Origin of the sequence: Streptomyces olivochromogenes (genome assembly GCF_001514115.1) — a bacterium.
Lineage (GTDB): Bacteria > Actinomycetota > Actinomycetes > Streptomycetales > Streptomycetaceae > Streptomyces > Streptomyces olivochromogenes.
This window is the reverse complement of the sequence record NZ_KQ948457.1, coordinates 224,677-250,388: the sequence shown is the minus strand read 5'-3', so window position 1 is coordinate 250,388 and position 25,712 is coordinate 224,677. Positions and strand designations below refer to the sequence as shown.

Annotated in this window: 21 protein-coding genes and 5 tRNA genes; 11 read left to right on the top strand and 15 right to left on the bottom strand. The window is 69.8% G+C overall.

Annotation, left to right across the window (positions count from 1 at the left end; translation table 11 throughout):
- Positions 1-88 precede the first annotated feature (88 nt).
- A complete protein-coding gene (gene ndgR / locus AQJ27_RS21085; protein ID WP_015036427.1) occupies positions 89-805 on the top strand; it encodes an IclR family transcriptional regulator NdgR in 717 nt (238 codons plus the stop codon).
- Positions 806-1,088: 283 nt separating this feature from the next.
- Here ndgR and AQJ27_RS21080 read toward each other — a convergent pair whose 3' ends face one another.
- Positions 1,089-1,622, bottom strand: a complete 534-nt coding sequence (locus AQJ27_RS21080) for a DUF4188 domain-containing protein (protein WP_067371006.1) — start codon at positions 1,620-1,622, stop codon at positions 1,089-1,091.
- A gap of 81 nt (positions 1,623-1,703) precedes the next feature.
- Between AQJ27_RS21080 and AQJ27_RS21075 the strand changes: the two genes are divergently transcribed.
- On the top strand, positions 1,704-2,348 hold the full coding sequence (locus AQJ27_RS21075) for a MerR family transcriptional regulator (protein ID WP_067371004.1): 645 nt from the start codon (positions 1,704-1,706) through the stop codon (positions 2,346-2,348).
- A 101-nt stretch (positions 2,349-2,449) separates the two neighbouring features.
- Here AQJ27_RS21075 and AQJ27_RS21070 read toward each other — a convergent pair.
- The 10 genes from AQJ27_RS21070 to AQJ27_RS21025 form a co-directional block, all read right to left on the bottom strand.
- Positions 2,450-2,522: transfer RNA gene (locus tag AQJ27_RS21070), tRNA-Glu, on the bottom strand.
- A gap of 29 nt (positions 2,523-2,551) precedes the next feature.
- Positions 2,552-2,623, bottom strand: a tRNA-Gln gene (locus AQJ27_RS21065).
- Positions 2,624-2,656: 33 nt separating this feature from the next.
- Positions 2,657-2,729: transfer RNA gene (locus tag AQJ27_RS21060), tRNA-Glu, on the bottom strand.
- A gap of 62 nt (positions 2,730-2,791) precedes the next feature.
- A tRNA-Glu gene (locus AQJ27_RS21055) sits at positions 2,792-2,864 on the bottom strand.
- Positions 2,865-2,906: 42 nt separating this feature from the next.
- A tRNA-Gln gene (locus tag AQJ27_RS21050) sits at positions 2,907-2,978 on the bottom strand.
- A gap of 89 nt (positions 2,979-3,067) precedes the next feature.
- The gene (locus tag AQJ27_RS21045; protein WP_067371002.1) at positions 3,068-3,799 is read right to left on the bottom strand and encodes an HAD family hydrolase; all 732 of its coding nucleotides are present in this window, start codon (positions 3,797-3,799) and stop codon (positions 3,068-3,070) included.
- Positions 3,800-3,835: 36 nt separating this feature from the next.
- On the bottom strand, positions 3,836-6,073 hold the full coding sequence (locus tag AQJ27_RS21040) for a FlgD immunoglobulin-like domain containing protein (protein WP_159064375.1): 2,238 nt from the start codon (positions 6,071-6,073) through the stop codon (positions 3,836-3,838).
- A gap of 174 nt (positions 6,074-6,247) precedes the next feature.
- The gene (gene gltX, locus AQJ27_RS21035) at positions 6,248-7,723 is read right to left on the bottom strand and encodes a glutamate--tRNA ligase (RefSeq protein ID WP_067370997.1); all 1,476 of its coding nucleotides are present in this window, start codon (positions 7,721-7,723) and stop codon (positions 6,248-6,250) included.
- Entirely contained in the window at positions 7,716-8,504 is a 789-nt protein-coding gene (locus AQJ27_RS21030; protein ID WP_067370995.1) for a fumarylacetoacetate hydrolase family protein, read from the bottom strand. Before AQJ27_RS21030 ends, gltX begins: the two co-directional genes overlap by 8 nt.
- A gap of 389 nt (positions 8,505-8,893) precedes the next feature.
- Complete coding sequence (locus AQJ27_RS21025) at positions 8,894-9,082, bottom strand: hypothetical protein (protein ID WP_067370993.1); 189 nt, start codon at positions 9,080-9,082, stop codon at positions 8,894-8,896.
- 598 nt (positions 9,083-9,680) lie between these two features.
- Between AQJ27_RS21025 and AQJ27_RS21020 the strand changes: the two genes are divergently transcribed.
- From AQJ27_RS21020 to AQJ27_RS20985, 8 genes are all read left to right on the top strand, one after another.
- Positions 9,681-13,457 carry a sensor histidine kinase gene (locus AQJ27_RS21020; RefSeq protein WP_067370991.1) on the top strand — a complete coding sequence of 1,259 codons (3,777 nt, stop codon included), beginning with the start codon at positions 9,681-9,683 and terminating at the stop codon, positions 13,455-13,457.
- A gap of 9 nt (positions 13,458-13,466) precedes the next feature.
- Positions 13,467-13,880: a roadblock/LC7 domain-containing protein gene (locus tag AQJ27_RS21015; RefSeq protein WP_010984127.1), complete on the top strand. Its 414-nt coding sequence runs from the start codon at positions 13,467-13,469 to the stop codon at positions 13,878-13,880.
- Positions 13,881-13,991: 111 nt separating this feature from the next.
- Positions 13,992-14,390 (top strand): DUF742 domain-containing protein, encoded by a 399-nt coding sequence (locus AQJ27_RS21010; RefSeq protein ID WP_054235411.1) that lies wholly within the window; start codon positions 13,992-13,994, stop codon positions 14,388-14,390.
- Complete coding sequence (locus tag AQJ27_RS21005; RefSeq protein WP_054235412.1) at positions 14,371-14,946, top strand: GTP-binding protein; 576 nt, start codon at positions 14,371-14,373, stop codon at positions 14,944-14,946. Before AQJ27_RS21010 ends, AQJ27_RS21005 begins: the two co-directional genes overlap by 20 nt.
- A 350-nt stretch (positions 14,947-15,296) precedes the next feature.
- Positions 15,297-18,518, top strand: a complete 3,222-nt coding sequence (locus AQJ27_RS21000) for a sensor histidine kinase (protein WP_201264315.1) — start codon at positions 15,297-15,299, stop codon at positions 18,516-18,518.
- A 10-nt stretch (positions 18,519-18,528) separates the two neighbouring features.
- Positions 18,529-18,942, top strand: coding sequence for a roadblock/LC7 domain-containing protein (locus tag AQJ27_RS20995; RefSeq protein WP_030948713.1), 414 nt, complete (start codon positions 18,529-18,531; stop codon positions 18,940-18,942).
- Between the two features lie 94 nt (positions 18,943-19,036).
- A complete protein-coding gene (locus tag AQJ27_RS20990) occupies positions 19,037-19,627 on the top strand; it encodes a DUF742 domain-containing protein (protein WP_067370988.1) in 591 nt (196 codons plus the stop codon).
- Positions 19,608-20,189 carry a GTP-binding protein gene (locus AQJ27_RS20985; protein WP_026248371.1) on the top strand — a complete coding sequence of 194 codons (582 nt, stop codon included), beginning with the start codon at positions 19,608-19,610 and terminating at the stop codon, positions 20,187-20,189. The genes AQJ27_RS20990 and AQJ27_RS20985 overlap by 20 nt, the downstream gene beginning before the upstream one ends.
- A gap of 180 nt (positions 20,190-20,369) precedes the next feature.
- On the opposite strand, the gene AQJ27_RS20980 is transcribed toward AQJ27_RS20985, so the two are convergent.
- Both AQJ27_RS20980 and AQJ27_RS20975 read right to left on the bottom strand, forming a co-directional pair.
- Positions 20,370-20,564, bottom strand: a complete 195-nt coding sequence (locus AQJ27_RS20980) for an acyl-CoA carboxylase subunit epsilon (protein WP_067370986.1) — start codon at positions 20,562-20,564, stop codon at positions 20,370-20,372.
- A 57-nt stretch (positions 20,565-20,621) separates the two neighbouring features.
- Complete coding sequence (locus tag AQJ27_RS20975; protein ID WP_067370984.1) at positions 20,622-22,211, bottom strand: acyl-CoA carboxylase subunit beta; 1,590 nt, start codon at positions 22,209-22,211, stop codon at positions 20,622-20,624.
- A 571-nt stretch (positions 22,212-22,782) separates the two neighbouring features.
- Between AQJ27_RS20975 and AQJ27_RS20970 the strand changes: the two genes are divergently transcribed.
- Entirely contained in the window at positions 22,783-23,394 is a 612-nt protein-coding gene (locus tag AQJ27_RS20970) for a YceI family protein (RefSeq protein WP_067370982.1), read from the top strand.
- 140 nt (positions 23,395-23,534) lie between these two features.
- Here the strand turns inward: AQJ27_RS20970 and AQJ27_RS20965 are convergent, their stop codons facing one another.
- Together AQJ27_RS20965 and AQJ27_RS20960 are read right to left on the bottom strand one after the other, a co-directional pair.
- A complete protein-coding gene (locus AQJ27_RS20965; RefSeq protein WP_067370980.1) occupies positions 23,535-24,230 on the bottom strand; it encodes a response regulator in 696 nt (231 codons plus the stop codon).
- On the bottom strand, positions 24,227-25,633 hold the full coding sequence (locus AQJ27_RS20960; RefSeq protein WP_079065125.1) for a sensor histidine kinase: 1,407 nt from the start codon (positions 25,631-25,633) through the stop codon (positions 24,227-24,229). Before AQJ27_RS20960 ends, AQJ27_RS20965 begins: the two co-directional genes overlap by 4 nt.
- Between the last annotated feature and the right edge of the window lie 79 nt (positions 25,634-25,712).

Sequence of the window (25,712 nt, the reverse complement as noted above, 5' to 3'; positions counted from 1 at the left end):
GGTCCGCGGGCCGCTGTGTCTACAAGGGTGGCGCGTTCCGCCGAAAATTGAACTTGCGTTTCACAGAGTGAGACGCGAGTATCGTTGCATGGACAACAGTAGCGGCGTCGGCGTTCTGGACAAGGCAGCCCTTGTCCTGAGCGCTCTGGAGTCCGGTCCGGCCACCCTCGCGGGACTGGTCGCGGCGACCGGACTGGCACGACCCACGGCACATCGCCTCGCCGTGGCACTTGAACACCACCGCATGGTGGCGCGTGACATGCAGGGCCGCTTCATTCTCGGACCCCGCCTCGCCGAGCTGGCCGCGGCCGCCGGCGAGGACCGTCTCCTCGCGACGGCCGGCCCGGTGCTCACGCACCTGCGCGACGTCACGGGCGAGAGCGCCCAGCTCTACCGCCGCCAGGGCGACATGCGCATCTGCGTCGCCGCGGCCGAGCGCCTGTCCGGCCTGCGGGACACGGTCCCGGTCGGTTCGACGCTCACGATGAAGGCCGGTTCCTCGGCGCAGATCCTGATGGCCTGGGAGGAGCCGGAGCGTCTGCACCGCGGCCTCCAGGGCGCCCGCTTCACCGCCACCGCACTCTCGGGCGTACGGCGCCGGGGCTGGGCCCAGTCGATCGGCGAGCGCGAGCCGGGCGTCGCGTCGGTCTCCGCGCCGGTGCGCGGACCCTCGAACCGCGTGGTGGCCGCCGTCTCGGTCTCCGGTCCGATCGAGCGCCTGACCCGCCACCCTGGTCGTATGCACGCCCAGGCGGTCATCGACGCCGCCGCCCGCCTCTCCGAGGCGCTGCGCCGCACGGGCTGAGCGACACCCCCAGCACGACACCGGTCCAGTACGACACCGGGGGACGAGCCGGCCTCAACGCCGCGGCAGGCTCATCCCCCGAACACCTCCCCGCCCCCGCCAGGGGCGCGAGGCACTGCGCGACCATCCACGAACAACCCGCACAGCCCGATCAACCATCGCCCCGCCAGGGGCGCGGGGAACTGCGCGACCATCCACACCCAACCCGCAGAGACCGGCCGACCGTCACCCCCAGGGGCGCGGGGAACTGCGCGACCAGCCGCAGCCGGCCCGCACCGTCCGATCAACCCGCCGCTCCCCCGGCCTCCGCTCCCGCTTCGGGCGACCGATGAGCGAACCGGTCCGCCGCCCGCCGCCCCCGCTTCTCCACGGGCAACGCCCCGTACGCGGCCGCGAGCCCGAAGGGCGGCATGTCCGCGTAGATCGACTCGTACGACCCCTCCGGCACCACATACGCCTCGTGCCAGATCCCCACGTGCTGCCGCACCTTCCCCGCCCGTTCCTTGCGGTTGATGATCGCCCACACCTTGTGGTGGAACATGTCGGGCGCCGACGCGTACGCGTACAGCTTCTCCTTGGACTCCCAGTACTGGACGACGTAGTACGTCCGCGGTGACGCCGTCAGCAGAACGCGGCCGAGCAGACCTCGGCTGCCGTCCTTCTCCAGGTCCCGCACCATGCGCAGCATGGCGAAGAACACCGGTACCCACTGGTGCACCGCCCAGAAGTGGTTGACGCGCATGCCGATCAGCAGGACGACCACGTCCCCCTGTGCGGCTGCGGTGGTACGGCCTGCGGTCACCCGGGTGTCGGACATCTCGTCCCCTCCGTTGGCGAGCGGCGCTATCCGATGGCGCCATGCTTGGATAGTGGCGCCACCCAAGGAAGGGCGCAAGAGATGCGGCTGTCGGAGTTGAGCGAGCGGAGCGGGGTGTCCACCGCGACGATCAAGTACTACCTGCGGGAAGGGCTGTTGGCTCCCGGGCGCCAGGTCAACACGACGACGGCGGACTACGACGAGAGCCATCTGCGCCGACTGCGGCTGGTGCGGGCGCTGATCCAGGTGGGCCGGGTACCGGTGGCCACGGCCCGGGAGATCCTCGGGCACGTCGACGACGAGTCCCTGGGCCGGACGATCCGGCTGGGCGCGGCCCTGTGGGCGCTGCCGCAGGAGCCCGAACCGGACGATCAGGACCCGGCCGTCCGGTCCGCGCGCCGCGAGGTGGACCAGCTGCTGGCGGACCTGGGCTGGGAGACCGCACGGGAGCTCGCGCCCCTCTCCCCCGTGCACCGTTCGCTGGTGGCGGCGGTGGCCACGCTGATCCGGCTCGGCTATTCCTGGGACGCCGAACTCCTCGCGCCGTACGCGGAGTTGATGCACCAGGTGGCGATGCGGGACCTGGACTACCTGGAGACGCACACGTCCGACGCGGAGCGGGTGGAGACCGCGGTCGCCTCGGCCGTGCTCTTCGAGCCGGTGCTGCGGGCGCTGCACCGGCTGGCACAGGAGCAGGAGTCGGCGCGGCGGTACGGCATCGAGTGAGCGGCCGTACGGGCCGGGCGCGTCGGACCGCACGACGGGGCGCGGGGCCGGCCGGGAAACGCCTACGGGCCCCCACCGAAGTGGAGGCCCGTAGGACTCTGTACCCCCGACCGGATTCGAACCGGCGCTACCGCCTTGAGAGGGCGGCGTGCTAGGCCGCTACACAACGGGGGCCTTGGATCTTGCGTTTCCGCAGATCCGAGCTGGGCTACCAGGACTCGAACCTAGAATGACGGTACCAGAAACCGGAGTGTTGCCAATTACACCATAGCCCATGGTGGTTTAGACCATTAAATGGTTTAGACCAGTACCCCCGACCGGATTCGAACCGGCGCTACTGCCGTGAGAGGGCAGCGTGCTAGGCCGCTACACAACGGGGGCCCTAGCGATCCTGCATGAGAGGCAGCGGGTGCGACCCGGACTGCCTTCCTGGGAAGGATCTGTACCCCCGACCGGATTCGAACCGGCGCTACTGCCGTGAGAGGGCAGCGTGCTAGGCCGCTACACAACGGGGGCGTTGCGGAGTTGATCTCCGCGTTTGCAGATGAGCTCTGCGAGCTGGCCTACCAGGACTCGAACCTAGACTAACGGAACCAGAAACCGTCGTGCTGCCAATTACACCATAGGCCACTGAAACTCAATCCCTTGCGGGATCTTGTTTTAGCTAGCGCCTCCGAGTTCCGGCCTTTCGGCCCGTTCTCGGCGGCGCAGGAAGAACATTACCTGAAGGTGGACGACGCTCCAAAACGGGTATCGGCGCCGAGGATCGCGGGGAGTTCGGCCAGCGAGGCGATCCGGTGCGGACCCGTCGGTGGACCACCCGCGGCGGTGTGAGTGCCGTCCCGGTCGATCCAGACGGAGAGCAGGCCGGCCTCGGCGGCGCCCCGTCCGTCGATCTCCGGGTGGTCACCGACGTAGGCGACCCGATGCGGCGGCAGTTCCAGGGCTTCGCAGGCCGCGTGGAAGGCGGCCGCGGCGGGCTTGGAGACGCCGAGCTCGGCGGCGCACAGGATCGCCTCGAAGCGGTCGTGCACACCGAGGACCCGCAGCTTGCGGTCCTGCACAAGGAGGCTGGAGTTGGACAGGACCGCGTGCCGGTGGCTGGCGACGAGGCTGTCCAGGACGGGCAGGACGTCCGGGAAAAGGCTCCAGGCGGATTCGTAGTGTGTGATGTAACGGTCGAACCAGGCGTCGGCCTCGGTGTCGCTCAGCGGCTCCCCCAGGAACACCCTGACGCGTTCCCTGCGCTGGCCCTGCCAGTCCGTCTCACCCGCCGAGAACCGCGCCCACTGCGCGTCGGTGACCTCGCGCCAGCGCGCGAGGGCCTGCTCGACGGACGCGCCGCCGAGCAGGCCCTCGGCCGCCAGATGGTTCCGCATGCCCGCCCGGTCCGCGGCCGTGTAGTCGAAGATCGTGTCGTCGATGTCCCAGACAACCGCGTCGATGCTCATGCACCGACCGTATCCCCGGGCGCGGGCGGCTGTCCCTCAGCCGGCCGTGGTCGTTCCGGTCAGGGCGAGGGCCGGCCCCTGGCCGTCGCGCGGCTCGGCGGTCAGCTTCCAGGTGTAGGTGCCGGACGGAACGAAAGTGCCGGAGTCCGTACGGGCGTCCCAGGCGGGGCGGACCGCGGCGGCGGTGGAGGCGCCGGTGAGGGTGCGCACGACGGTGCCGGAGGCGTTGCTCAGGGTCAGCCGCCATGCCGAGGGCTTGTTCAGCTGCCACACGGGCCGCCAGGGGTTGGCGGTGGTGGGGCCGCCCGGCTGCGGGTCGGTCTGTGCCTCCATCTGGGCGAGCGCCGAGGTCGGCACGCCCGCCGTGACGATCGCCACCTGACGCCTGTCCGTGAGGTAGGCGACGTTGCCGCCGAACCGGTCGACCGCCCAGCGGCCGGTGCTGCCGCCGGTGTTCTGGTCCGCGGCGGGCAGCACGGCCACGGTCCGGGTGGTCGCCGTGCCGGTGTGGAAGTCGGTGAGCAGCAGCTCGTGCGTGGTGCGGTTCTCGCGGACGAGATAGCCGTCGGCGAGGCGGGCCTGCCCGGACGGAACGGTGATGGCGCGGTTCGCGGCACGGTCGTAGACGCCCGCAGGGCCGGCCGAGCCGCAGCTCCAGTAGAGCCAGGCGTTGACGGCCTGGATCTCGCTGGGCGTGCAGGGGGCGCCGGTGTCGACGGTGGCGACGTTCTTCTTGGCCTTGAGGTCGTATGCCACGACGGTGCCCTGGGTGCTGCCGGGGGTCCACAGGCGCTGGCCCCAGACCGCGGCGGCGGTGCGGGTGCGGTCGAGCGCGGTCCCGCCGGCGGTGGCGCCGCGCGGGAAGTCGGCGACCCGCTGGCTGCCGGGGGTGCCGCCGTTGTAGAGGACGTAGCGCCCGGTGCCGGTGCCGATGCGGCCGCCCGCGTCGCCGGTGGGCTCGTCGGCGATGGTCGTCGCGTCGAGCCCGACGGCCAGGACGTGCTCCTCGCCCTGGGCGTCGGTCCACAGGTAGGCCACCCGGCCGTCGCCCAGTGCTTCGAGCTGCGGGCACGCCGCGTCGCCGCCCGGGCAGGTCGAGCCCTGGAGCGTCGGGCCGCGACGGGACTGCAGGCCGGTGGGCTTGCCGGCGGTGTCCAGCGGGATGCCGTAGAAGCCGTAGATGCCGCCGGTGTGCGTCGTGTTGCCGTACATCAGCAGCTCGCCCCCGGCGAGCGTCATGCCGTCCAGCCAGGCCTGCCAGGCGGGCAGGTCGAGCACCTTCTCGGTGGTGGCGGAGCCGTCCCTGGCGGGGGTGACCCGGTACACGTGCCAGTCGACGCTCGACGGTCCGGCGGTGGCAAGGGCGCCGCCGTCCGGGGTGGCCAGGAAGGAGCCCTTGGAGTCGGCGAGCAGTGTGTGGGCCGTGTTGTCGGTGAGCGAGACGGCCGTGAGTTCGGGGGTGGCGCCGCCGGGCAGGAACATCGCGTTGCCGGTGAGGAGTTGGTCGCCGACCACGGCCTGCGCCTCGCCCAGGAAGGACGCCGTGATGGTGCTGGGGGCGGTGCCGGGGGCGGAGTCCACGCGGATCGCCTTGGTGCCGTTGACCAGCCAGCGGTCGTTGAAGACGATCCGGGGCGAGTTGCCGACGCCGGTGAGGTACGTACGGAAGGTCCCGTCCGCGAGGTCCACGAGCCCCACGTCGGTGGCGCCGTCGTGGGTGTAGACGACGGCGAGGCGGCGCACCGAGCCGCCGGTGACGAAGGTGCCGGTGAGCTGGGCACCGTCGGGGAGCCCGGTCACCGGAAGATCGGTGGTGGTGCCGTCGGCGGCGGCACGCAGCACGTGCGGGGCGCCCGCGGCGTCCTGGGTGAGCACGCTCCAGCCGGAGGCGGCCCGGTACGTCTGGCCGGACGGAACGGTGACCGTGGCGGTCACGCCGGTGGAGCGGTGCTGCTGGGTCACGGTGGCGCCGGAGACGCTGGTGATCACGTCGGTGCCGGTGGCCAGGTCGTCCGGGCCCGCGTGTGCGGGCGGTGTGACACCCGGGTAGTCGGCCCACTGGAGCGTTCCCGAGTTCTCGGGCAGCCGGTAGCGGAACCCGGAGGATCCCGCCCAGGTGTAGTCGATCTCGGTCGGCAGTGTGCCGCTCAGCTGCACGGTGGCCACGGGTGTGTCGACGCTCGGCGCGGCGTGCGCGGGCGCGGTGAGCACGGCGCACGACAGGGCCGCGGCCCCGGTGAGGGCCACTGCGGCAAGTCTTCGTGAACGGGTCACGTTCCCCTCCCCTGAAAACATGGTGCGCAGACGCATCATGAGCACGGGGGACATACAACTGCCCCGCCAGAGCGGCAGTTGACAGGAATGGTGAACTCCGGGTGACGGGTCGGCGCACACCAGGGGGGCGGCGTCCGAACCGGACACCGCCCCCCCTGTGCGTACACCGTGTGCCTACGCGGCGAGCCGCTCCAGTGCGGCGTCGACGCGGGCCAGGGTCTTCTCCTTGCCCAGGATCTGCAGGGACTCGAAGAGCGGCAGGCCCACCGTGCGGCCGGTGACGGCGACGCGGACCGGTGCCTGGGCCTTGCCGAGCTTGAGGCCGTGCTCCTCACCGGCGGCCAGGACGGCCTCCTTGAGGGACTCGGGGGAGGACCAGTCGGCGGCCTCCAGCTTCTCGCGGGCCGTGCGGAGCAGGGCGTCGCTGCCCTCCTTCATGGCCTTCGTCCAGGAGGCCTCGTCCACGGCCGGCTCCGGCAGGAACAGGAAGTCGACGTTGTCCGTGATCTCGGAGAGGACCTTCATCCGCGACTGGGCGTGCGGGGCGATCGCCTGCCACTTCGCCTCGTCGAAGTCCTCCGGCGCCCAGGGGGCGAACGGGGCCCGCAGCCAGGGGGCGCAGCGCTCGGTGAAGTCCTTCACGTCGAGCAGGCGGATGTGGTCGGCGTTGATCGCCTCGCACTTCTTCAGGTCGAAGCGGGCCGGGTTCGGGTTCACGTCCGTGACGTCGAAGGCGGCGACCATCTCGTCGATGGAGAAGATGTCGCGGTCCGCCGCGAGCGACCAGCCGAGCAGGGAGAGGTAGTTCAGCAGGCCCTCGGGGAGGAAACCGCGCTCCCTGTAGAGGTTGAGCGAGGACTCCGGGTCGCGCTTGGAGAGCTTCTTGTTGCCCTCGCCCATGACGTACGGCAGGTGGCCGAAGGCGGGGGTCTCCTTGGCGATGCCCAGCTCGATCAGCGCCTTGTAGAGGGCGATCTGCCGCGGGGTGGAGGAGAGCAGGTCCTCACCTCGCAGGACGTGGGTGATCTCCATCAGGGCGTCGTCGACCGGGTTGACCAGCGTGTACAGCGGTGCGCCGTTCGCCCGGACGATGCCGTAGTCCGGAACGTTCTCCGGGAGGTAGGTGATCTCGCCGCGGACCAGGTCCGTGAAGGTGATCGCCTCGTCGGGCATCCGGAAGCGGACGATGGACGTGCGGCCCTCGGCCGCGTAGGCGGCCTTCTGTTCGTCGGTGAGGTCGCGGCAGTGACCGTCGTAGCCGGAGGGCTTGCCGGCGGCGCGGGCGGCCTCGCGGCGGGCGTCCAGCTCCTCGGTGGAGCAGTAGCAGTGGTACGCGTGGCCGGCGTCCAGCAGCTTCTGGGCGACATCCTTGTAGATGTCCATGCGCTGCGACTGGCGGTACGGCGCGTGCGGGCCGCCGATCTCGGGGCCCTCGTCCCAGTCGAAGCCCAGCCAGCGCATCGAGTCGAGCAGCTGGTTGTACGACTCCTCGGAGTCGCGGGCCGCGTCGGTGTCCTCGATGCGGAAGACCAGGGTGCCTTCGTTGTGCCGGGCGAACGCCCAGTTGAACAGGGCGGTGCGGACCAGGCCCACGTGGGGGTTGCCGGTCGGGGACGGACAGAAACGTACGCGGACGTTCGCGTTAGCCACGCTTGATCACCTTGTTGGTGAGAGTGCCGATGCCTTCGATGGTGACGGCGACCTCGTCGCCGACGTTCAGGGGGCCGACCCCAGCCGGGGTGCCGGTGAGGATCACGTCGCCGGGGAGCAGCGTCATGGCCTCGGTGATGTTGACGATCAGGTCCTCGACGGAGTGGATCATCTCGCTGGTGCGGCCGAGCTGGCGCTGCGCGCCGTTGACCGTGCACTGGATCGTGATGCCCTCGGCGATCGCGGCGAGGTCGAGGTCCGTCTCCACCCAGGGGCCGAGCGGGCAGGAGTTGTCGAAGCCCTTGGCCCGGGCCCACTGCTTCTCGCGCTTCTGGACGTCACGTGCGGTGACGTCGTTGGCGCAGGTGTAACCGAGGATGACGTCCTTGACGCGCTCGCGCGGGACCTCGCGGCACATGCGGCCGATGACCACGGCGAGCTCGGCCTCGTGGTGCAGCTCGCTGGAGAAGGAGGGGTACTGGATCTCGTCGCCGGGGCCGATCACCGAGGTCGACGGCTTGAAGAAGGCGAACGGGGCGTCGGGCACCTCGTTGCCGAGTTCCTTCGCGTGCTCCGCGTAGTTGCGGCCGAAGGCCACGACCTTGTTGGGGAGCACCGGCGGCAGCAGCCGCACCTTGCTCAGCGGGACCTTCGTACCGGAGAGCTCGAAGTCCGCGAACGGAATGCCCTTGATGATGTCGAGGACGAGCTCGTCCGGCTTGTCGCCCTCGACCGCGCCGAAAGCGACGTTGCCGTCGATGGAGAACCTGGCGATGCGCACGGGATCCTTGCGCCCCTCACTGAGCTGGCTGGAGTCTGACGCTCCAGGCTAACGCGGGGAGAGGGGCGAGCCTCGCGTATATCCGCCGGTGGGCCGCAAGCCGTGTGCTCCGTCGGCCCCGGCCGCATGGAGCGGGCCACCGTCGGCCGATGGAGTGAGCGACCGTCGACCGGGTGTGGCGGTCGGCCCCCGGCCGCGCTGCCGGTGGGCCACAAGCCGTGTGTGACATCGGCCATCGGCCGCTTGTGACATCGCCCCTCGGCCGCGTGTGCCGGAGAACCGCTGTTCGTGGGTGATGGCCGGCCGCCGGCCGCGTTGCCGGTCGGCCGCGCGCCGTGGGTGGCGGCCGCCCGTGGGTGCGGTGAGTCGGCGGCGGGTCCGCGTGCGTACTACTCGGCGACGGCGGCCGTGACCGGGGCTTCCATCAGGATGGTGCGGCGGGGGTTGGCGGTCTGGGTGGGGAGGTCGACCGAATGCTCCGGCTGCTCCGGCGTCTGCAGCGCGTCGGCGTCCTCGAGGTGCGCCAGCGTGGTGCGTCGCGGGTTGGCTATGTTGCGGAACATCATCGTCGTCTTCACTGTTGTCCTGGACCTCGTCGTGGTGGGCGCCGCGGGAGGTCAAGGACCGCCTGGTCGGCGCGGGTTGTCGGATTTGCCATCCCTGTAAAGCGTCAGGCTAAACATGCAATTCCCGGTCGGAGCCGTGAAGACCTCATGATCGCCATGTGAGTTTCCTCACTTACTAGCAGGCAAACCGGTCAATTCAGGCCGCCAACTCGCCTCGACGAAACGGACATTGCTCCACTGAACCCAACATTCCGCTCCTGATCATCGCGACTGGGACACCCCTCGCACGCCCATGGCTCGTAGGCATACGCCCCTTATGTACGAGATCACTTTCTACGTCTCGTAACGCATCCCTCACAAGGTGTCACGGTGGTCACAGCCTGGTACACGGGCCTTGTTGGAGATCCTGCACTGTGCTGGAATTCCACGGACCGCCGCGGGATCCAACCGGCGCACAGGGGGCGCGACTCAGCGCCGGGTGGCGGCGGGAAGGGGGAGCAGCGCCGGTCACTCACGACCACACCTGGGGGCGTATCTGCGCCCCTGAACGACGCCGACACCGTCCCGCCGTTTCCGCGGAGGGGCGCCTGGTCCAGAGGTTGCGACGCTAGTGCAGGGACGTTTCAAGAGGGATGGCAGCGCTTCGGCGGAGCCGGAGCCGCACGGCGGGACCGACCGCGGTTCCTCGCCCCAGCACGCCCAGAGCCCGGGACAATCAGAACTCGGCGGCGGTGAGCGCTCCGCGCGCCCCGGCGCGACGGCTCCCGACCAACCACCCGCGAAGCCGAAGGGTCCCCCCGGCCCCGGCTCCCGAATAGCTCTGCGCAACTGGCGCATCTCCACGCGTCTGGTGTCGCTGCTCGCGCTCCCCGTGGTCGCTGCGACCACCCTGGGTGCCCTGCGCATCAACCAGTCGATGGACGACATCCAGCAGCTCGACAACATGAAGCTGCTGACCGACATGACCCAGCAGGCGACCGAGCTCGCCGCCGCGCTCCAGAAGGAGCGCGACCAGTCGGCCGGCCCGCTCGCGCACGGCGCGAAGCCCAACGACATCACGGTCAAGGGCGTCCGCGACGCGACGGACGTCGCCAAGCAGCAGTTCATCCAGGGCACGCAGGAGATCGACACCGCCAGCGCGAACGGACAGCTCACCGGTGTCCGTGACAGCCTCGTGGCCATCGCGGGCGAGCTGAACAAGCTGAGCACCATCCGCAACGGCGCCTACAGCGACGCCAAGAACTCCTCGCAGACGGTCGACGGGTACCACCGCCTCATCACCCAGCTGATCGGCCTCTCCCAGGACATGGCAGAGGCGACCAGCAACCCGGAGATGATCTCGCGCACCCGCGCCCTGTCGGCCTTCTCCTCCGCCAAGGAGTACGCCTCCGTCCAGCGCGCCGTCATCGCCGCCGCGCTGCCCGCGAGCAACACCACCTTCGGCCAGCTCTCCGAGAACGACCGGCTGTACGCGAACTCCGCGCAGGACAGTGAGGCGTCCGAGCGCACCAGCTTCGCGAGCATCTACGGCTCCGGAGCGGAAGACCTCACCAAGCCGATCGACCAGGGCAACCCGACCATCCAGGCAGCCGACGCGTACTCCAACCGCGTACTCGGCTCGACGGGCGGTCTGAACACCCAGGACAAGCGCTCGTACAGGGACTGGGTCGACGACGACACGGCCAAGATCGAGCAGATGTCGAAGATCGAGCTGACACTGCTCAACCAGATGGAGCAGAAGGCCCGTGAGCTGAAGAACGCCTCCCAGCAGGAAGCGATCATCTCCGGTGCGCTGATCCTGCTGGTCCTCGGCGTCTCGCTGGTCGGCGCCTTCGTCGTGGCCCGCTCCATGATCCGCTCGCTGCGCCGGCTCCAGGACACCGCGACCAAGGTCGCCCAGGACCGTCTGCCCGAGCTGGTCAAGCAGCTCTCCGAGTCCGACCCGCAGGACGTCGACACCTCCGTCGAGTCCGTCGGTGTGCACTCCCGGGACGAGATCGGCCAGGTGGCCGCGGCCTTCGACGACGTGCACCGCGAGGCCGTACGACTGGCCGCCGAGCAGGCCCTCCTGCGAGGCAACGTCAACGCGATGTTCACCAACCTCTCGCGCCGCTCCCAGGGCCTCATCCAGCGTCAGCTCTCGCTCATCTCCGAGCTGGAGTCCCGCGAGGCCGACCCGGACCAGCTGTCCTCCCTCTTCAAGCTCGACCACCTCGCGACCCGCATGCGCCGTAACGGTGAGAACCTCCTCGTTCTCGCCGGTGAAGAGCCCGGCCGCCGCTGGACCCGCCCGGTCCCGCTGGTCGACGTGCTCCGCGCCGCCGCCTCCGAGGTGGAGCAGTACGAGCGCATCGAGCTGGCCTCGGTCCCGACGACGCAGGTCGCCGGCCGAGTCGTCAACGACCTCGTGCACCTGCTCGCCGAGCTCCTCGAGAACGCCACCTCGTTCTCCTCCCCGCAGACCAAGGTCAAGGTCACCGGTCACGCGCTGCCCGACGGCCGCGTGCTGATCGAGATCCACGACACCGGTATCGGCCTCTCCCCCGAGGACCTGGCCGCGATCAACGAGCGGCTCGCCTCGCCGCCCACCGTGGACGTCTCCGTCTCCCGCCGCATGGGTCTGTTCGTGGTCGGTCGTCTGTCGCAGCGCCACGGCATCCGCATCCAGCTGCGTCCGTCCGACTCCGGTGGCACCACCGCGCTCGTCATGCTCCCCGTCGACGTCGCCCAGGGCGGCAAGAAGGCTCCGGGCAAGCCGGGTCCGGGTGGTTCCGGTGGTCCGGCCGCCGCACAGGCCTCGGCCGGTGTCGCGGCGGCCCGCCGCGGCGGCCAGGGCGGCGGTCCGTCCCTCGGGGCGGGTGCCCCCGCCGCCGGTGGCGGTCTCCTCGGTGCCCCGCCGCAGCGCGGACAGGTCGGCGCCGGTCAGGGTCCGCGGGCCGCGCTCCCCGGCAGCAACCAGGGCGGTCGCCCGGGTGCCCCGGGTGGGGCGCGTGGACCGCAGGGTCCCGGCAACCAGGGCAGGCCGGCCCCGGCCGGTGCGGGTGCCTTCGGGCAGAGCCCGCAGGGCCTGCAGGCTGCCGGAACCGGTGCCCCCCAGGGCTTCGGCGACGGACCCGCGACCCGCCAGGGCTTCGACTTCGGTGACAACAGCGGCCCCGCGGCCGCTCCTCCGCAGCAGCCCGCGGGCAACAAGGGCGGCGGCCGTCGCAGGCCGCAACTGCCCGGACGCGGTGGTCCGCGTGCCGAGCTGCCCGGTGGCAGCCCGCAGCAGTCCCGGCCGAGCTGGAGCGACGACAACGCGCAGCCGCCGGTGCCGCGCGCGTCCCTCGACACCCCGCGCGGTCACGAGGAACCCGACTCCACTTCGCGCATGCCCCGGATCGACGACCGGCAGGACCCGGCCGCGACCTCGGAGATGCCGCGGATCGACGACCGCCAGGGTCCCGCGGCCACCTCGGGGTTCCCCCGTCCCGACTTCGACGCCCCGCGCCCCGGCATGAACGCGCCGCAGAACAACGGGCAGAACAACGGTCAGTTCATGCGCCCCGACGTGTACGGCTCCTCGGGCGCGGCTCCGGCCGCCCCGAACCCGTCCACCACGGGCCAGTTCGCCACCCCGGGCTACGGCGCCTCCTCGGACCCTTCGTCCACGGGACAGTTCGCGACACCCGGCTACGGCGCCTCCCAGGACCCGTCGTCCACCGGCCAGTTCGCCCGGCCGGGTTACGGCAACGGCCAGGACCCCTCGTCGACCGGCCAGTTCGCGACGCCCGGCTACGGCAACCGCCAGGACGCCTCGTCCACCGGCCAGTTCGAGCGCCCGGCGCCCCCGCAGCAGCGGCCCACGCGTCCGCAGGAGCCCGAGGCACTGCCGCCGGCGGGCCCCGGTGACGGACGTACGCCGCTGTACGACACGCTGGAGACCAACTGGTTCCACGGTCAGGCGAACGGCTCCCAGAACGGCTCCCCCAACGGAGCTCACAACGGCGCCCAGAACAACGGCGTCCACACCAACGGCTCGCAGCCCTCGCAGCAGCAGCCGCCACAGACCCCCACAGCACCACCGCAACGGCCGGCCGCCGCACCGGCCTCCGCCAACTGGCGCACCTCGCCGAACGACGACCTCGTCCGGCAGGCAGAACGCGTCCGTCAACCGTCGGCGGGCGGGGTCACCACCTCAGGCCTGCCGCGCCGCGTCCCGCGAGCCAACCTCGTCGCGGGCACGGCACAGCAGCAACAGCACCAAACTGGTCCGCAGGTCTCCCGTGCGCCTGATGACGTACGCGGCCGGCTGACCAATCTCCGTAGGGGCATTCAGCAGGGTCGACAGGCCGGTACCGGCCAGACCGGCAGCTTCCCCAGCCCCACTCACCAGCAGGAGCGTTAGTTGAGCCCGATGAGCCAGGCGGCACAGAACCTGAACTGGTTGATCACCAACTTTGTGGACAACACCCCCGGGGTGTCCCACACCGTCGTCGTGTCCGCCGACGGGCTCCTTCTGGCCATGTCCGAAGGATTCCCACGCGACCGCGCCGACCAGCTTGCGGCCGTCGCCTCCGGTCTGACCTCGTTGACCGCCGGGGCCTCCCGGATCTTCGAGGGCGGCACGGTGGCCCAGACGGTCGTCGAAATGGAGCGCGGCTTCCTCTTCCTCATGTCCGTCTCGGACGGCTCGTCCTTGGCGGTCCTCTCCCACCCGGAGTGCGACATCGGCCTTGTCGGCTACGAGATGGCGCTGCTCGTCGATCGGGCGGGTGCCGTACTTACGCCGGACCTGCGCGCTGAACTCCAGGGAAGTCTGCTCCACTAAAGGGCCCTGGTTCTAGAGACTGCACGAAATCACCGTCCGGCCGCCACAATCCCCCCACCGGCCCCAACAGACGGCACGAATGACCGACTTGCTGTCCCGCCCGGAGGATTCATGACCCCGCCCACCGCCTCTCATGATCCGTACGCACAACCGTACGGGGACGAGGGCGACCAGCCGCTGGTACGTCCGTACGCGATGACCGGCGGCCGGACCCGGCCGCGGTACCAACTCGCCATCGAGGCGCTGATCAGCACTACGGCCGACCCCGCGCAGTTGATGGGGCTGCTCCCCGAGCACCAGCGGATCTGCCACCTTTGCCGTGAGGTCAAGTCGGTGGCCGAGGTGTCGGCCCTCCTGTCCATGCCGCTCGGTGTGGCCAGGATCCTCGTCGCGGACCTCGCGGAGGCCGGACTCGTCGCCATTCACCAGCCTGGCGGCGATGAGAACAACGGCGGCGCGCCGGACGTGACTTTGCTCGAAAGGGTGCTCAGTGGACTTCGCAAGCTCTGACGGAGGTCGGACGACCACCTCCGCGAAGATCGTGGTGGCGGGCGGATTCGGCGTGGGCAAGACCACGTTCGTCGGCGCCGTCTCGGAGATCAACCCGCTGCGCACCGAGGCCGTCATGACGTCCGCGTCCGCCGGCATCGACGACCTCACCCACACCGGAGACAAGACGACGACCACCGTCGCCATGGACTTCGGCCGCATCACCCTGGACCAGGACCTGATCCTGTACCTCTTCGGTACGCCGGGTCAGGACCGCTTCTGGTTCATGTGGGACGACCTGGTCCGCGGCGCCATCGGTGCCGTCGTCCTGGTCGACACCCGCCGTCTCGCCGACTGCTTCCCCGCGGTCGACTACTTCGAGAACAGCGGCCTGCCGTTCGTCATCGCCCTCAACGGCTTCGACGGACATCAGCCCTACAACCCCGAAGAGGTGCGCGAGGCGCTCCAGATCGGACCGGACGCCCCGATCATCACGACGGACGCCCGGCACCGTGCGGATGCGAAGAGCGCGCTCATCACGCTGGTCGAGCACGCCCTCATGGCACGTCTGCGGTAGCACTCAAGTCGACAGCTTCATAAGACAGTTGTCGTAGGGACATTGGAGCCGGCTGTGTCGTTTGACACGGTCGGCCACAGTGTTCATAACGTTTCGACATGGAATTCGGTGGACACCGACACGCCTCGCGGTCATTCGGTGTCGCTGCGCTCACAAAAGCCCCGTCATTTGACGGGGCTCGCTCTTTATGACCGTTTTATCTAGGGGATACGTCACCCGGAACAAGCAGTTCCGAGTGTTTGGAAGGGCGCCGCCTGACGTGCTGGAATGCGCTGAACTGCCCAGTAGTCAAGGGCGCTGGAGACACCGCGGCACAACGTAGGTGCCGACGCCGAGAGGTTGTTGGTCGAGTGAGGCGAAGCAAGAACGGTCCCGAGCCGTTGGCACGGGGCAACTTCACCCCGCCGCCGCGCGGCGCGGCGCCCGCGCAGGTGCCCGTCCCGGAGCCCACGCCGGCGCCCCCGCCGAGCGGCGGTCGTATGTCCCCCCGTAACTGGCGCGTACCCACCAGGCTGAACGCGATCCTGCTCATACCTGTGATCGTCGGCCTCATCATGGGCGGCTTCCAGGTGAAGAACTCGATCGACACCTGGCAGGAGGCCCGCGACGCCGAGAAGGTCGCCAAGATCGTGGCGGCCTCCAGCGACTACGCCGAGGCTCTGCTCAACGAGCGCGACGTGTCCGCCAAGCCACTGCTCAGGGGCGACCGGAACAACGCCACGGTCAAGAAGGTCCGCGCGACCACCGACCAGATGGCCGACGCCTTCCACAAGGAAGTCATCGGCATGCCGGCCAAGCAGGGTCTTGAGCGCCGGCTGAGCCTGGTGGTGAAGGCCGAGCCCCAGCTGGACCAGATCCGCAAGCTCGCCTTCACCAAGTCCATGGACCCGGTGCAGACCGAAGAGGGCTACGTCACCGTCGAGCACCTGCTGATGGAGTTCTCGAACGAACTCGGCCTCGGCACGGGCAACATCACGAGCTACGGCCGTTCGGTGTACGCCATCGCGCTCGCCAAGGGCGCCGAGTCGCTGCAGCGCTCGATCGGCACCCACCTGCTGGTCAAGCCCAGCACCGACACGAAGAACCACGCGCTGCAGGTCACCTCCTTCACCTCGTACGCGTACCTGGAGAACATCGCTCTCCAGGAGTACGTCTCCGGCGGCACCGAGCAGGACGAAGCCCGGCTCAAGCAGGTCATGGAAGAGAAGACCGCCGAGGGCAAGAGCCAGCTGGCCGCGGCCAAGAGCCAGGCCGAGGCCCAGGGCGGGACCTTCGTGGCGCCGCCCGCCATGGACAAGATGATCCAGGCGATCGCCAGCGGCGCCACGCCCACCCAGCTCGCCGCTCAGGGCATCACTCCCGAGACGTGGATGGCCGCCGCCACCCTCAAGTTCCAGGGCTACAGCCAGGTCGAGAAGGAACTCATCGACCGGGCCGTCAACGACGCCGGAAGCATCGCCTCCGACGCCCAGCGCCGGGCCTACATCAACGGTGCGATCGTCGTGATCGCCCTGCTCGCCGCCTTCATCCTGGCCGGGCTCATGGCCCGCCAGATGAGCCGCGCGATGCGCCAGCTGCGCAACGCGGCCTTCAGTGTCGCCGAGCAGCGTCTGCCGATGCTGGTCGACCAGCTCTCGCGCACCGACCCGGGCCGCGTCGACACCCGTGTCACGCCCATCCCGATCACCACCACGGACGAGATCGGCGAAGTCGCCCGCGCCTTCGACCAGGTCCACCGCGAGGCCGTCCGGCTCGCCGCCGAGCAGGCCCTCCTGCGGGGCAACATCAACGCGATCTTCACCAACCTGTCGCGCCGCAACCAGTCCCTGATCGAGGGCCAGCTGACCCTCATCACCGACCTGGAGAACAACGAGGCCGACCCGGACCAGCTGGAGAACCTCTTCCGCCTGGACCACCTCGCGACCCGTATGCGCCGCAACGGCGAGAACCTCCTCGTCCTCGCCGGTGAGGAGCCGGGCCGCCGCTGGGACCAGCCGGTGCCCCTCGTCGACGTCCTGCGCGCCGCCTCCTCCGAGGTGGAGCAGTACGAGCGCATCGAGCTCTCCGGGGTCCCGGAGGCCGAGATCCACGGCCGCGCCGTGACCGACCTCGTGCACCTGCTCGCCGAGCTCCTGGAGAACGCCACCACGTTCTCCTCCCCGCAGACCAAGGTCCGCGTCACCGCGACCCGGCTGCCCGACGGCCGCATCATGGTCGAGATCCACGACAAGGGCATCGGCCTCACCGCCGAGGACTTCGCGGACATCAACCACAAGCTGGCCAACCCGCCGACCGTGGACGCCGCGATCTCGCAGCGCATGGGCCTGTTCGTGGTCGGCCGGCTGTCCGACCGGCACGGCATCCGCGTCCAGCTGCGCCCCTCCGGCGAGCAGGCCGGTACGACCTCGCTCGTCATGCTCCCCGACGCGATCACCCACGGTGGTGGCGGCGGCGAACAGCAGCTCCAGCGCGACGAGTTCACCGTCTCGCAGATCATCCCGGAGCCGCAGGCCTTCCAGCCGGAGCAGGCCTTCCAGTCCCAGGGCCAGCCGATGCGCACCGCCGCCGAACTCGGCTTCGACGACAGCCGCTACACGGAGGTCCCCGACGACATCCGGGAGCTGGACCCCGTCGGGCGCTCGCTGATGCGTGAGGAGCGCCGTGCGGCCCTGGAGGCCCAGGCACAGGGCCAGCCGGAGGCCATCGAGCCGCCGAGGTACCAGGAGGACTTCGAGGCCCCCCAGCCCGCGTACGACGACGCTCAGGCCTCCTTCGGCAACGGGCAGCCCGGCTACGACAACGGCCAGGGTGTCTACGAGGAGCAGCAGGCCTCGTACGACCAGCAGACGGGGTACGAGGAACCGCAGCGGGCGACGTACGACGAGACGTACTTCCCGTCGAACGGCGGCTACCCGGAACCCGCGTATGCGGAGCCGGTCCAGGAGGAGCACACAGGAGCCCGGAGTTCCGCTTCGGACACCTTCTCGGCCTTCGACGAGCCGTCCTACCAGGACGACTGGCCGCAGCAGGAGTCGTACCGCAACGGCCCGTCCGAGTTCGCTCCCGAAGCGGAATCTTCGCAGGCCGCTGACGTGAGTGAGCAGGACCGCGTAGGCTTCAGCCGTCCGGGACCGACCTCCTCAGCCCCCCATGCGCTGACCGACGCCGGGCTGCCGCGCCGCGGATCCGCCGCGAGCGGCACCAACGGCCAGCGGCCCGTGGATCATGGCACCCAGGGGGTTCAGGCACCGCCCGCGGCCACCGCGAGCAACGGCGACGGCGACTGGCGTACGTCCAACGACAACCGCTGGCAGCGCGCCGAGCAGCTCAAGAAGCCCAAGGCGGGCGGGGTCACCTCGTCCGGTCTTCCCCGGCGGGTGCCCAAGGCCAATCTGGTCGAGGGGACCGCGGAAACGACCCCACAGGGCGGCCCCCAGGTCTCCCGCGCTCCCGAGGACATCCGGGGCAGGCTGAGCAACCTGCGCCGCGGTGTCCAGCAGGGACGCAATGCAGGTAGTGACACGAACGGCCAGGGCTTCGGTCCTGACAGCACCTACAACCAGGAGCGTTAGTGTGAGCCCGATGAGCCAGGCGGCGCAGAACCTCAACTGGTTGATCACCAACTTCGTGGACAACACCCCCGGGGTGTCCCACACGGTGGTGGTCTCCGCCGACGGACTCCTTCTGGCGATGTCCGAAGGCTTTCCCCGTGACCGCGCCGACCAGCTCGCGGCCGTCGCGTCCGGGCTGACCTCGTTGACCGCGGGCGCGTCCCGCATCTTCGAGGGCGGCAGCGTGAACCAGACAGTTGTGGAGATGGAGCGAGGATTCCTCTTCCTCATGTCCATTTCTGATGGTTCCTCGCTCGCGGTCCTTGCACATCCCGAAGCGGACATCGGTCTCATCGGGTATGAGATGGCCCTTCTGGTGGACCGTGCCGGTACGGTTCTGACCCCGGATCTTCGAGCGGAGCTCCAAGGGAGCCTTCTCAACTAACAGACAGACCGTGCGTTTTGGCGTCCCGGGGCCGTAAGGTTTCGGGACGCGGTCCCACAGTGATGGGTGCCCGGCACAGTCGGAGGAGGAGAAAGTGGCAACACCCCCAGGCGGTTCGTCTTCGGGCAACTGGTCGTACGGCCCCGGCCAGGGGCAGGGCCAGGGCGACGGTTCTCAGAACCCGAACCGATTCAACTTCCCCTCCGCGCCGAGCCACCGGCGCCAGCAGCCGTACGCACCGCAGGGCCCCGGCCCTTCGCCCTACGACCAGCCGCCGGCGCCGCGCATCCAGCCTGTGCAGCCGCAGCGACGCACTCCCGAGGCAGCGCCCGCGGGATCGTCGAACAACCCTCTGGTGCGCCCGTACGCGATGACGGGCGGCCGCACCAGGCCCCGCTACCAGCTCGCCATCGAGGCACTGGTGCACACCACCGCACAACCGCACCAGATGCAGGGCCAGTTGCCCGAACATCAGCGGATCTGCAACCTCTGCCGGGAGATCAAGTCGGTGGCCGAAATCTCGGCGCTGCTGACGATCCCTCTCGGCGTGGCCAGGATTCTCGTCGCCGACTTGGCGGAGGCGGGCCTGGTCGCCATTCATCAGCCCGGCGGCGACGAGAGCGCCGGCGGCCAGCCAGCCGTGACATTGCTCGAAAGGGTGCTCAGTGGACTTCGCAAGCTCTAGCGGAGGGCCTTCCCGCTCCACCACGTCCGCGAAGATCGTGGTGGCGGGCGGCTTCGGCGTGGGCAAGACCACGTTCGTCGGGGCCGTCTCGGAGATCAACCCGCTGCGTACCGAGGCCGTCATGACGTCCGCGTCCGCGGGCATCGACGACCTCACGCACACCGGAGACAAGACGACGACGACCGTCGCCATGGACTTCGGCCGCATCACCCTGGACCAGGACCTGATCCTGTACCTGTTCGGCACCCCCGGTCAGGACCGCTTCTGGTTCATGTGGGACGACCTGGTCCGCGGCGCCATCGGCGCGATCGTCCTGGTGGACACCCGCCGTCTCGCCGACTGCTTCCCTGCGGTCGACTACTTCGAGAACAGCGGCCTGCCGTTCGTCATCGCCCTCAACGGCTTCGACGGCAACCAGCCGTACAACCCGGACGAGGTCCGTGAAGCCCTTCAGATCGGCCCCGACACGCCGATCATCACGACGGACGCCCGGCACCGCGCCGACGCGAAGTCGGCGCTGATCACGCTGGTCGAGCACGCCCTGATGGCGCGTCTGCGGTAGCGCTTCCGCGCGGCGAAGCAGCAAGTAGGGGCCCTCTCCACTCGGTGGAGAGGGCCCCTACTTTTGCCCCCTGCTTTTGCCCTAGGACAAAGACAGCCCCCGGGACAAGGACAAAAACGAAAAGGGGAAGGGCCCGCTCTTCACAGAGCGGGCCCTTCCCCTTTGCTGAGGCGCTGGAGGCTAGCCGTGCCAGCTGTGCGGGGCGCGGAAGCCGGGCTCGCGCTCCAGACGGCGCCAGCCGGCCTTCGCACGGCCACGGTGGGTGGGGGTGGTGTCCGGCTGGGCGGCGGCGCGCGCCAGGAGGATGGCCGTGATGGCGGCGACTTCCTCGGGCTCGGCGTGGCCCTTCTCGACGCGGATGTCAGGGGTGTCCATAGGTTTCAGTCTCCGTGAGAGAGGTTTCCGCGGCGGTACCGCGGAGGATCCGCAGGGTTACTGCGGGGGGTTGCCGTGCTTGCGGGAGGGCAGGTCCGCGTGCTTGGACTGCAGCATGGCCAGGGAGCGGATCAGCACCTCGCGGGTCTCCGCCGGGTCGATGACGTCGTCGACCAGGCCCCGCTCGGCCGCGTAGTAGGGGTGCATGAGTTCGGCCTTGTACTCCTTGACCATGCGTACGCGCATGGCCTCGGGGTCGGCGGCCTCGGCGATCTGCCGGCGAAAGATGACGTTGGCCGCACCTTCCGCACCCATCACGGCGATCTCGTTGGTGGGCCAGGCGAAGGTGAGGTCGGCCCCGATGGACTGGCTGTCCATGACGATGTAGGCACCTCCGTACGCCTTGCGCAGGATGAGCGAGATCCGCGGCACCGTCGCGTTGCAGTACGCGTACAACAGCTTGGCGCCGTGCCGGATGATCCCGCCGTGCTCCTGGTCAACCCCGGGCAGGAATCCGGGAACGTCCAGGAGGGTGACGATCGGAATATTAAAAGCGTCACACATCTGGACAAAGCGCGCAGCTTTTTCGGAGGCCTCGATGTCCAGCACGCCCGCGAGGGACTGCGGCTGGTTGGCGACGATGCCCACCACCTGGCCGTCCAGACGGGCCAGCGCGCAGATGATGTTGCGGGCCCAGCGCTCGTGGACCTCCAGGTAGTCGCCGTCGTCGACGAGTTCCTCGATGACCTTCGTCATGTCGTACGGCCGGTTGCCGTCCGCCGGGACCAGGTCCAGGAGGACGTCCGAGCGGCGGTCCGCGGGGTCCTGCGAGGTCGCGTGCGGCGGGTTCTCGCGGTTGTTCTGCGGGAGCATCGACAGGAGGTAGCGCACCTCCGCGATGCAGGTCTCCTCGTCGTCGTAGGCGAAGTGACAGACGCCGGAGGTCTCCGCGTGGACGTCGGCGCCGCCGAGCCCGTTCTGGGTGATCTCCTCGCCGGTGACCGCCTTGACGACGTCGGGGCCGGTGATGAACATCTGCGAGGTCTCACGGACCATGAACACGAAGTCCGTCAGCGCGGGGCTGTAGGCGGCGCCGCCCGCGCACGGGCCGAGCATCACCGAGATCTGCGGGATGACACCGGACGCCTTGGTGTTGCGCTGGAAGATGCCGCCGTAGCCGGCGAGCGCGCTCACACCCTCCTGGATACGGGCGCCCGCGCCGTCGTTGAGGGAGACCAGCGGCGCGCCGGCCGCGATGGCCATGTCCATGATCTTGTGGATCTTCGTGGCGTGCGCCTCGCCCAGCGCGCCGCCGAAGATACGGAAGTCGTGCGCGTAGACGAAGACCGTGCGGCCCTCCACCGTGCCCCAGCCGGTGACGACACCGTCGGTGTACGGCTTCTTGGCCTCCAGGCCGAACCCGGTCGCCCGGTGCCGGCGCAGCTGCTCGACCTCCTGGAAGGACCCGGGGTCGAGAAGCAGCTCGATGCGCTCCCGGGCGGTCAGCTTGCCCTTGGCGTGCTGCGCCTCGGTCGCCTTCTCGCTGGGTCCTCGCAGCGCCGCCGCACGAATCGCGTGCAGTTCGGCCACGCGCCCGCGTGCGTCCGTGGGTTCGCCTGAGGGTGCGGCCTCATCCAAAACGGTCATGTAGCGACCATACGAAGTCGAACAAGAAAACCGGGCCGTCGACTCCGTACAGTCTCCGGCCCGTTTTCCTGGTACCCCTGAACAGAACCGTGACGGCATGCAGGCGATCTGACTGCTCAGAGGGCATCTGGCTTGTAGAGGTCACACAAAGCCGCGGGCTGAGAGCCCGCTCACATTCGTGAGGAGCCCATGCCATCCCTAGAGTGACACGGGGCCTTGGACGTGACCCGTTCGGCGTACACCGCGCCGCCGGCCCGACCCCCGTCCAGGTGTAGCGAGGATACGCAGGCTGCCGCGGGAGGGGGTGCCCGGCTCGGCGGTCCGGACGACGAGCCTCCGCTCGGGATCGCGAACAGGTGCGGCTGTCACCGCGGGAGTGCGGGGAGTGACCGCCGGGAAGCGGGGCGCCGAAGCGCGACGTAACGTCGTAAACACATGGCGGATGATGTTGAAACTTGAACGGAATAGGTCTACTGTCTCCCTTGTTGGCCTCGTTGAATCTTCAACAAACTCTCTGCCGCGGCTTTCGGCTTCCCGACGAAACCGCGACCCGTCCCCCTAGGAGCACGTCATGGGCATCTTCGGCCGCAAGACCACCGACACCCCCGCCGCCGCCACGGCCCCCGCCGCTGTGAGCCCCGAACTCGCGGCGCTCACCGGCGAATACACGATCGACCCGTCCCACTCGGAGATCGGTTTCGTCGCCCGTCACGCCATGGTGACGAACGTCAAGGGCTACTTCCAGGACTTCGACGGCACCCTGCACCTGGACGGCACCGACCCCTCCAAGTCCACCGCCACGATCGACGTCAAGATGGAAAGCATCGAGACGGGCTCCGCGGACCGTGACGGCCACCTGAAGAGCTCCGACTTCTTCAAGATCGACGAGTTCCCGACGATGACCTTCCGCTCCACCAAGGCGGAGGCCCTCGGCGGCGACGACTACCGGATCACCGGCGAGCTGTCGATCCTCGGCGTCACCAAGCCGCTCTCCATCGACCTGGAGTTCAACGGCTCCGCGAAGGACCCCTTCGGCAACGAGCGCGTCGGCTTCGAGGGCAAGGCGGAGATCCTGCGCTCCGAGTGGGGCCTCACCTGGAACGCGGCCCTGGAGACCGGTGGCGTCCTCGTCTCCGACAAGATCAAGCTGACCTTCGACATCTCGGCGATCAAGAAGGCCTGAGCCCTCGACTCACACCGGTGCCCTGAGCGCGCCCGCCCTCTGACTCCCCCAGCGGGAGGGCGGGCGCTCGGCATGCCCGCGTACGCCGCCCCGCCGCCGGACAGATCCTGGCTAGTCGGGTGGGTCCGGACAGATCCTGGCTAGTCGGGTGGGTTCGGATGGGCGAGGCCGAGGTCGTAGGCGAGGATGACCGCCTGGACGCGGTCGCGGGCTCCCACCTTCGCCAGGACCCGGCCGACATGGGTCTTCACGGTGGATTCCGCGACGACCAGACGCTCGGCGATCTCGCTGTTGCTCCAGCCCTGGCCGATGGCGACGAAGATCTCGTACTCCCGTTCGGTGAGAGCGCGCACCCGGGGGTCGTCCGCCGTCCTTGGACCCGACGCACCCTGCCCGCCGGACGCATCCCGGGGCAGGTGCTTGGCGTAGGCGTCGAGCAGGCGGCGGGTCAGTGCGGGGGCGATGACCGCGTCGCCCGCCGCGACCGCGCGGATGCCGGCCAGCAGTTCCTCGGGGTGGGCGTCCTTGAGGAGGAATCCGCTGGCTCCCGCGCGCAGCGCCGCGTGGGCGTATTCGTCCAGGTCGAACGTGGTCAGGATGAGGACACGGGAGCGGTCACCGGAGGCGACCACGCGACGGGTGGCCTCGATGCCGTCCATGCCGGGCATCCGTACGTCCATGAGGATCACGTCCGGGCGCAGTTCGGCGGCCCTGCGCACGGCGTCGGCGCCGTGGGCCGCCTCGCCGACGACTTCGGTGTCGGGGGTGCTCTCCAGGAGCATCCGGAAGCCGAGGCGTTGCAGTGGCTGGTCGTCCACGATGAGCACGGTGGTCACACCGCACCGCCTGTGGCGGCCGGCGGGGTGACATCGGTCTCGGCCAGGGTCTCGGTCGAGGTCTCGGCCGGGGTCTCGGCCGGGGTCTCGGCCACGGGGGTGAGGTCGAGGGTGGCCCGCACCGTCCATCCTCCGCCGGGGGCGGGTCCCGCGCTGACTGTCCCGCCATAGAGGGCTGCGCGTTCTCTCATGCCGGCGAGTCCGTGTCCTTCCTCCTGGGACGGCCCCGGACGGACCGTACCGTCGCCCCGGCCGCTGTCGTGGACGTCGATGTGCAGCCGCGTGTCCTTGACGCCGACCGCGAGCTCGACGCGGGAGTCGTGGCCCGCGTGCTTGAGGGCGTTGGTGAGTGCTTCCTGCACTATGCGGTACACCGTCAGCTGGACCCCGCGGTCCAGGGTGTCCAGCTCGCCGCCCGTGCGGTAGACGACCTGGGGACCGGCGGCGCGGATCCGGGCGCACAGGGCGTCGATGTCCGCGATGCCCGGCTGGGGGCTGAGCTGGGGCGCGGCCGGGGTCTGGGTCTGCTCGCGCAGCACGCCGAGCATGCGGCGCAGTTCGCCCAGCGCCTGACGCCCGGTGTCACCGATGAGCAGCAGGGCCTGCTTGCCGCGTTCCGGTGCGATGTCGGTCGCGTACGCGCCACCGTCGGCGAGCGTGATGATGACGGAGAGGTTGTGGCCGACGATGTCGTGCATCTCGCGGGCCACCCGGGTGCGTTCGGCGGCGGCGGCGAGCTTGCTGCGCTGGTCGCGTTCGATCTCCAGGCGGGTCGCACGGTCGCGCAGGACGGCGAGCTGGGCGCGCCGGATCCGTACGGCCAGACCGAGCGCGACCGCCGCGGTGATCGTGCTGAACAGGACGAACAGCGCGTCCAGGACGGACACCGCGGACGGCAGCCGCAGGGCGACCAGTCCCAGGGCGGCCGCGGTGACCGCGCAGGCCACGGGCAGCCGCCGGAGCTGTCCGTGCAGCACCAGGCTGTAGAGGGCGATCAGCAGGGCGACGTCGGCGCGCAGCCAGACTCCCAGCGCCACCTGGAGGAGGAGTACCGCGGCGATCACGGCGAAGGCGAGTGACGGCCTTCGGCGCCGCCACAGCAGCGGCAGGACCAGTCCGGCCTGCAGGGCGACGGTCACCGGCCAGGGGAGGTGGGTGACCTGGGCGTCGAAGGCGTGTCGCCGGCCGTCGTCGTCGTGCACCAGGTCCGGCACGCAGAACATCAGCGCCACGATCACGATCACGCCCGTGTCCAGGACCCACGGATGGTTCCGGTCGCCCTGCTTGAGCCGTCGGCCGAGCCGGGACAGTCCACGGGCCAGGGGGTGGTTCCAGGGGAGCTCCGCCTCCGCCAGGGGCAGGTCGGAGGGTGCCCCCGGGTGGGCGGTGTCGTCGTTGCTCATGGGGGTCACTGGTCCGCGTTCATGGGTGTCACCTGTCCATTGTGTGTCCGGCCGCCTCCCCGTCCGTGTGTCTCTTGGG

What these genes read in the sequence shown, in the direction of transcription:
- AQJ27_RS21010 (WP_054235411.1), top strand. Translation starts at nt 13,992, where the DNA reads ATGACCCCGCCCACCGCCTCTCATGATCCGTACGCACAACCGTACGGG.
- AQJ27_RS21045 (WP_067371002.1), bottom strand. Translation starts at nt 3,799, where the DNA reads ATGAGCATCGACGCGGTTGTCTGGGACATCGACGACACGATCTTCGAC.
- AQJ27_RS20980 (WP_067370986.1), bottom strand. Translation starts at nt 20,564, where the DNA reads ATGGACACCCCTGACATCCGCGTCGAGAAGGGCCACGCCGAGCCCGAG.
- AQJ27_RS20975 (WP_067370984.1), bottom strand. Translation starts at nt 22,211, where the DNA reads ATGACCGTTTTGGATGAGGCCGCACCCTCAGGCGAACCCACGGACGCA.
- AQJ27_RS21080 (WP_067371006.1), bottom strand. Translation starts at nt 1,622, where the DNA reads ATGTCCGACACCCGGGTGACCGCAGGCCGTACCACCGCAGCCGCACAG.
- AQJ27_RS21075 (WP_067371004.1), top strand. Translation starts at nt 1,704, where the DNA reads ATGCGGCTGTCGGAGTTGAGCGAGCGGAGCGGGGTGTCCACCGCGACG.
- AQJ27_RS21015 (WP_010984127.1), top strand. Translation starts at nt 13,467, where the DNA reads ATGAGCCAGGCGGCACAGAACCTGAACTGGTTGATCACCAACTTTGTG.
- AQJ27_RS20970 (WP_067370982.1), top strand. Translation starts at nt 22,783, where the DNA reads ATGGGCATCTTCGGCCGCAAGACCACCGACACCCCCGCCGCCGCCACG.
- AQJ27_RS20995 (WP_030948713.1), top strand. Translation starts at nt 18,529, where the DNA reads ATGAGCCAGGCGGCGCAGAACCTCAACTGGTTGATCACCAACTTCGTG.
- ndgR (WP_015036427.1), top strand. Translation starts at nt 89, where the DNA reads ATGGACAACAGTAGCGGCGTCGGCGTTCTGGACAAGGCAGCCCTTGTC.
- AQJ27_RS20960 (WP_079065125.1), bottom strand. Translation starts at nt 25,633, where the DNA reads ATGAGCAACGACGACACCGCCCACCCGGGGGCACCCTCCGACCTGCCC.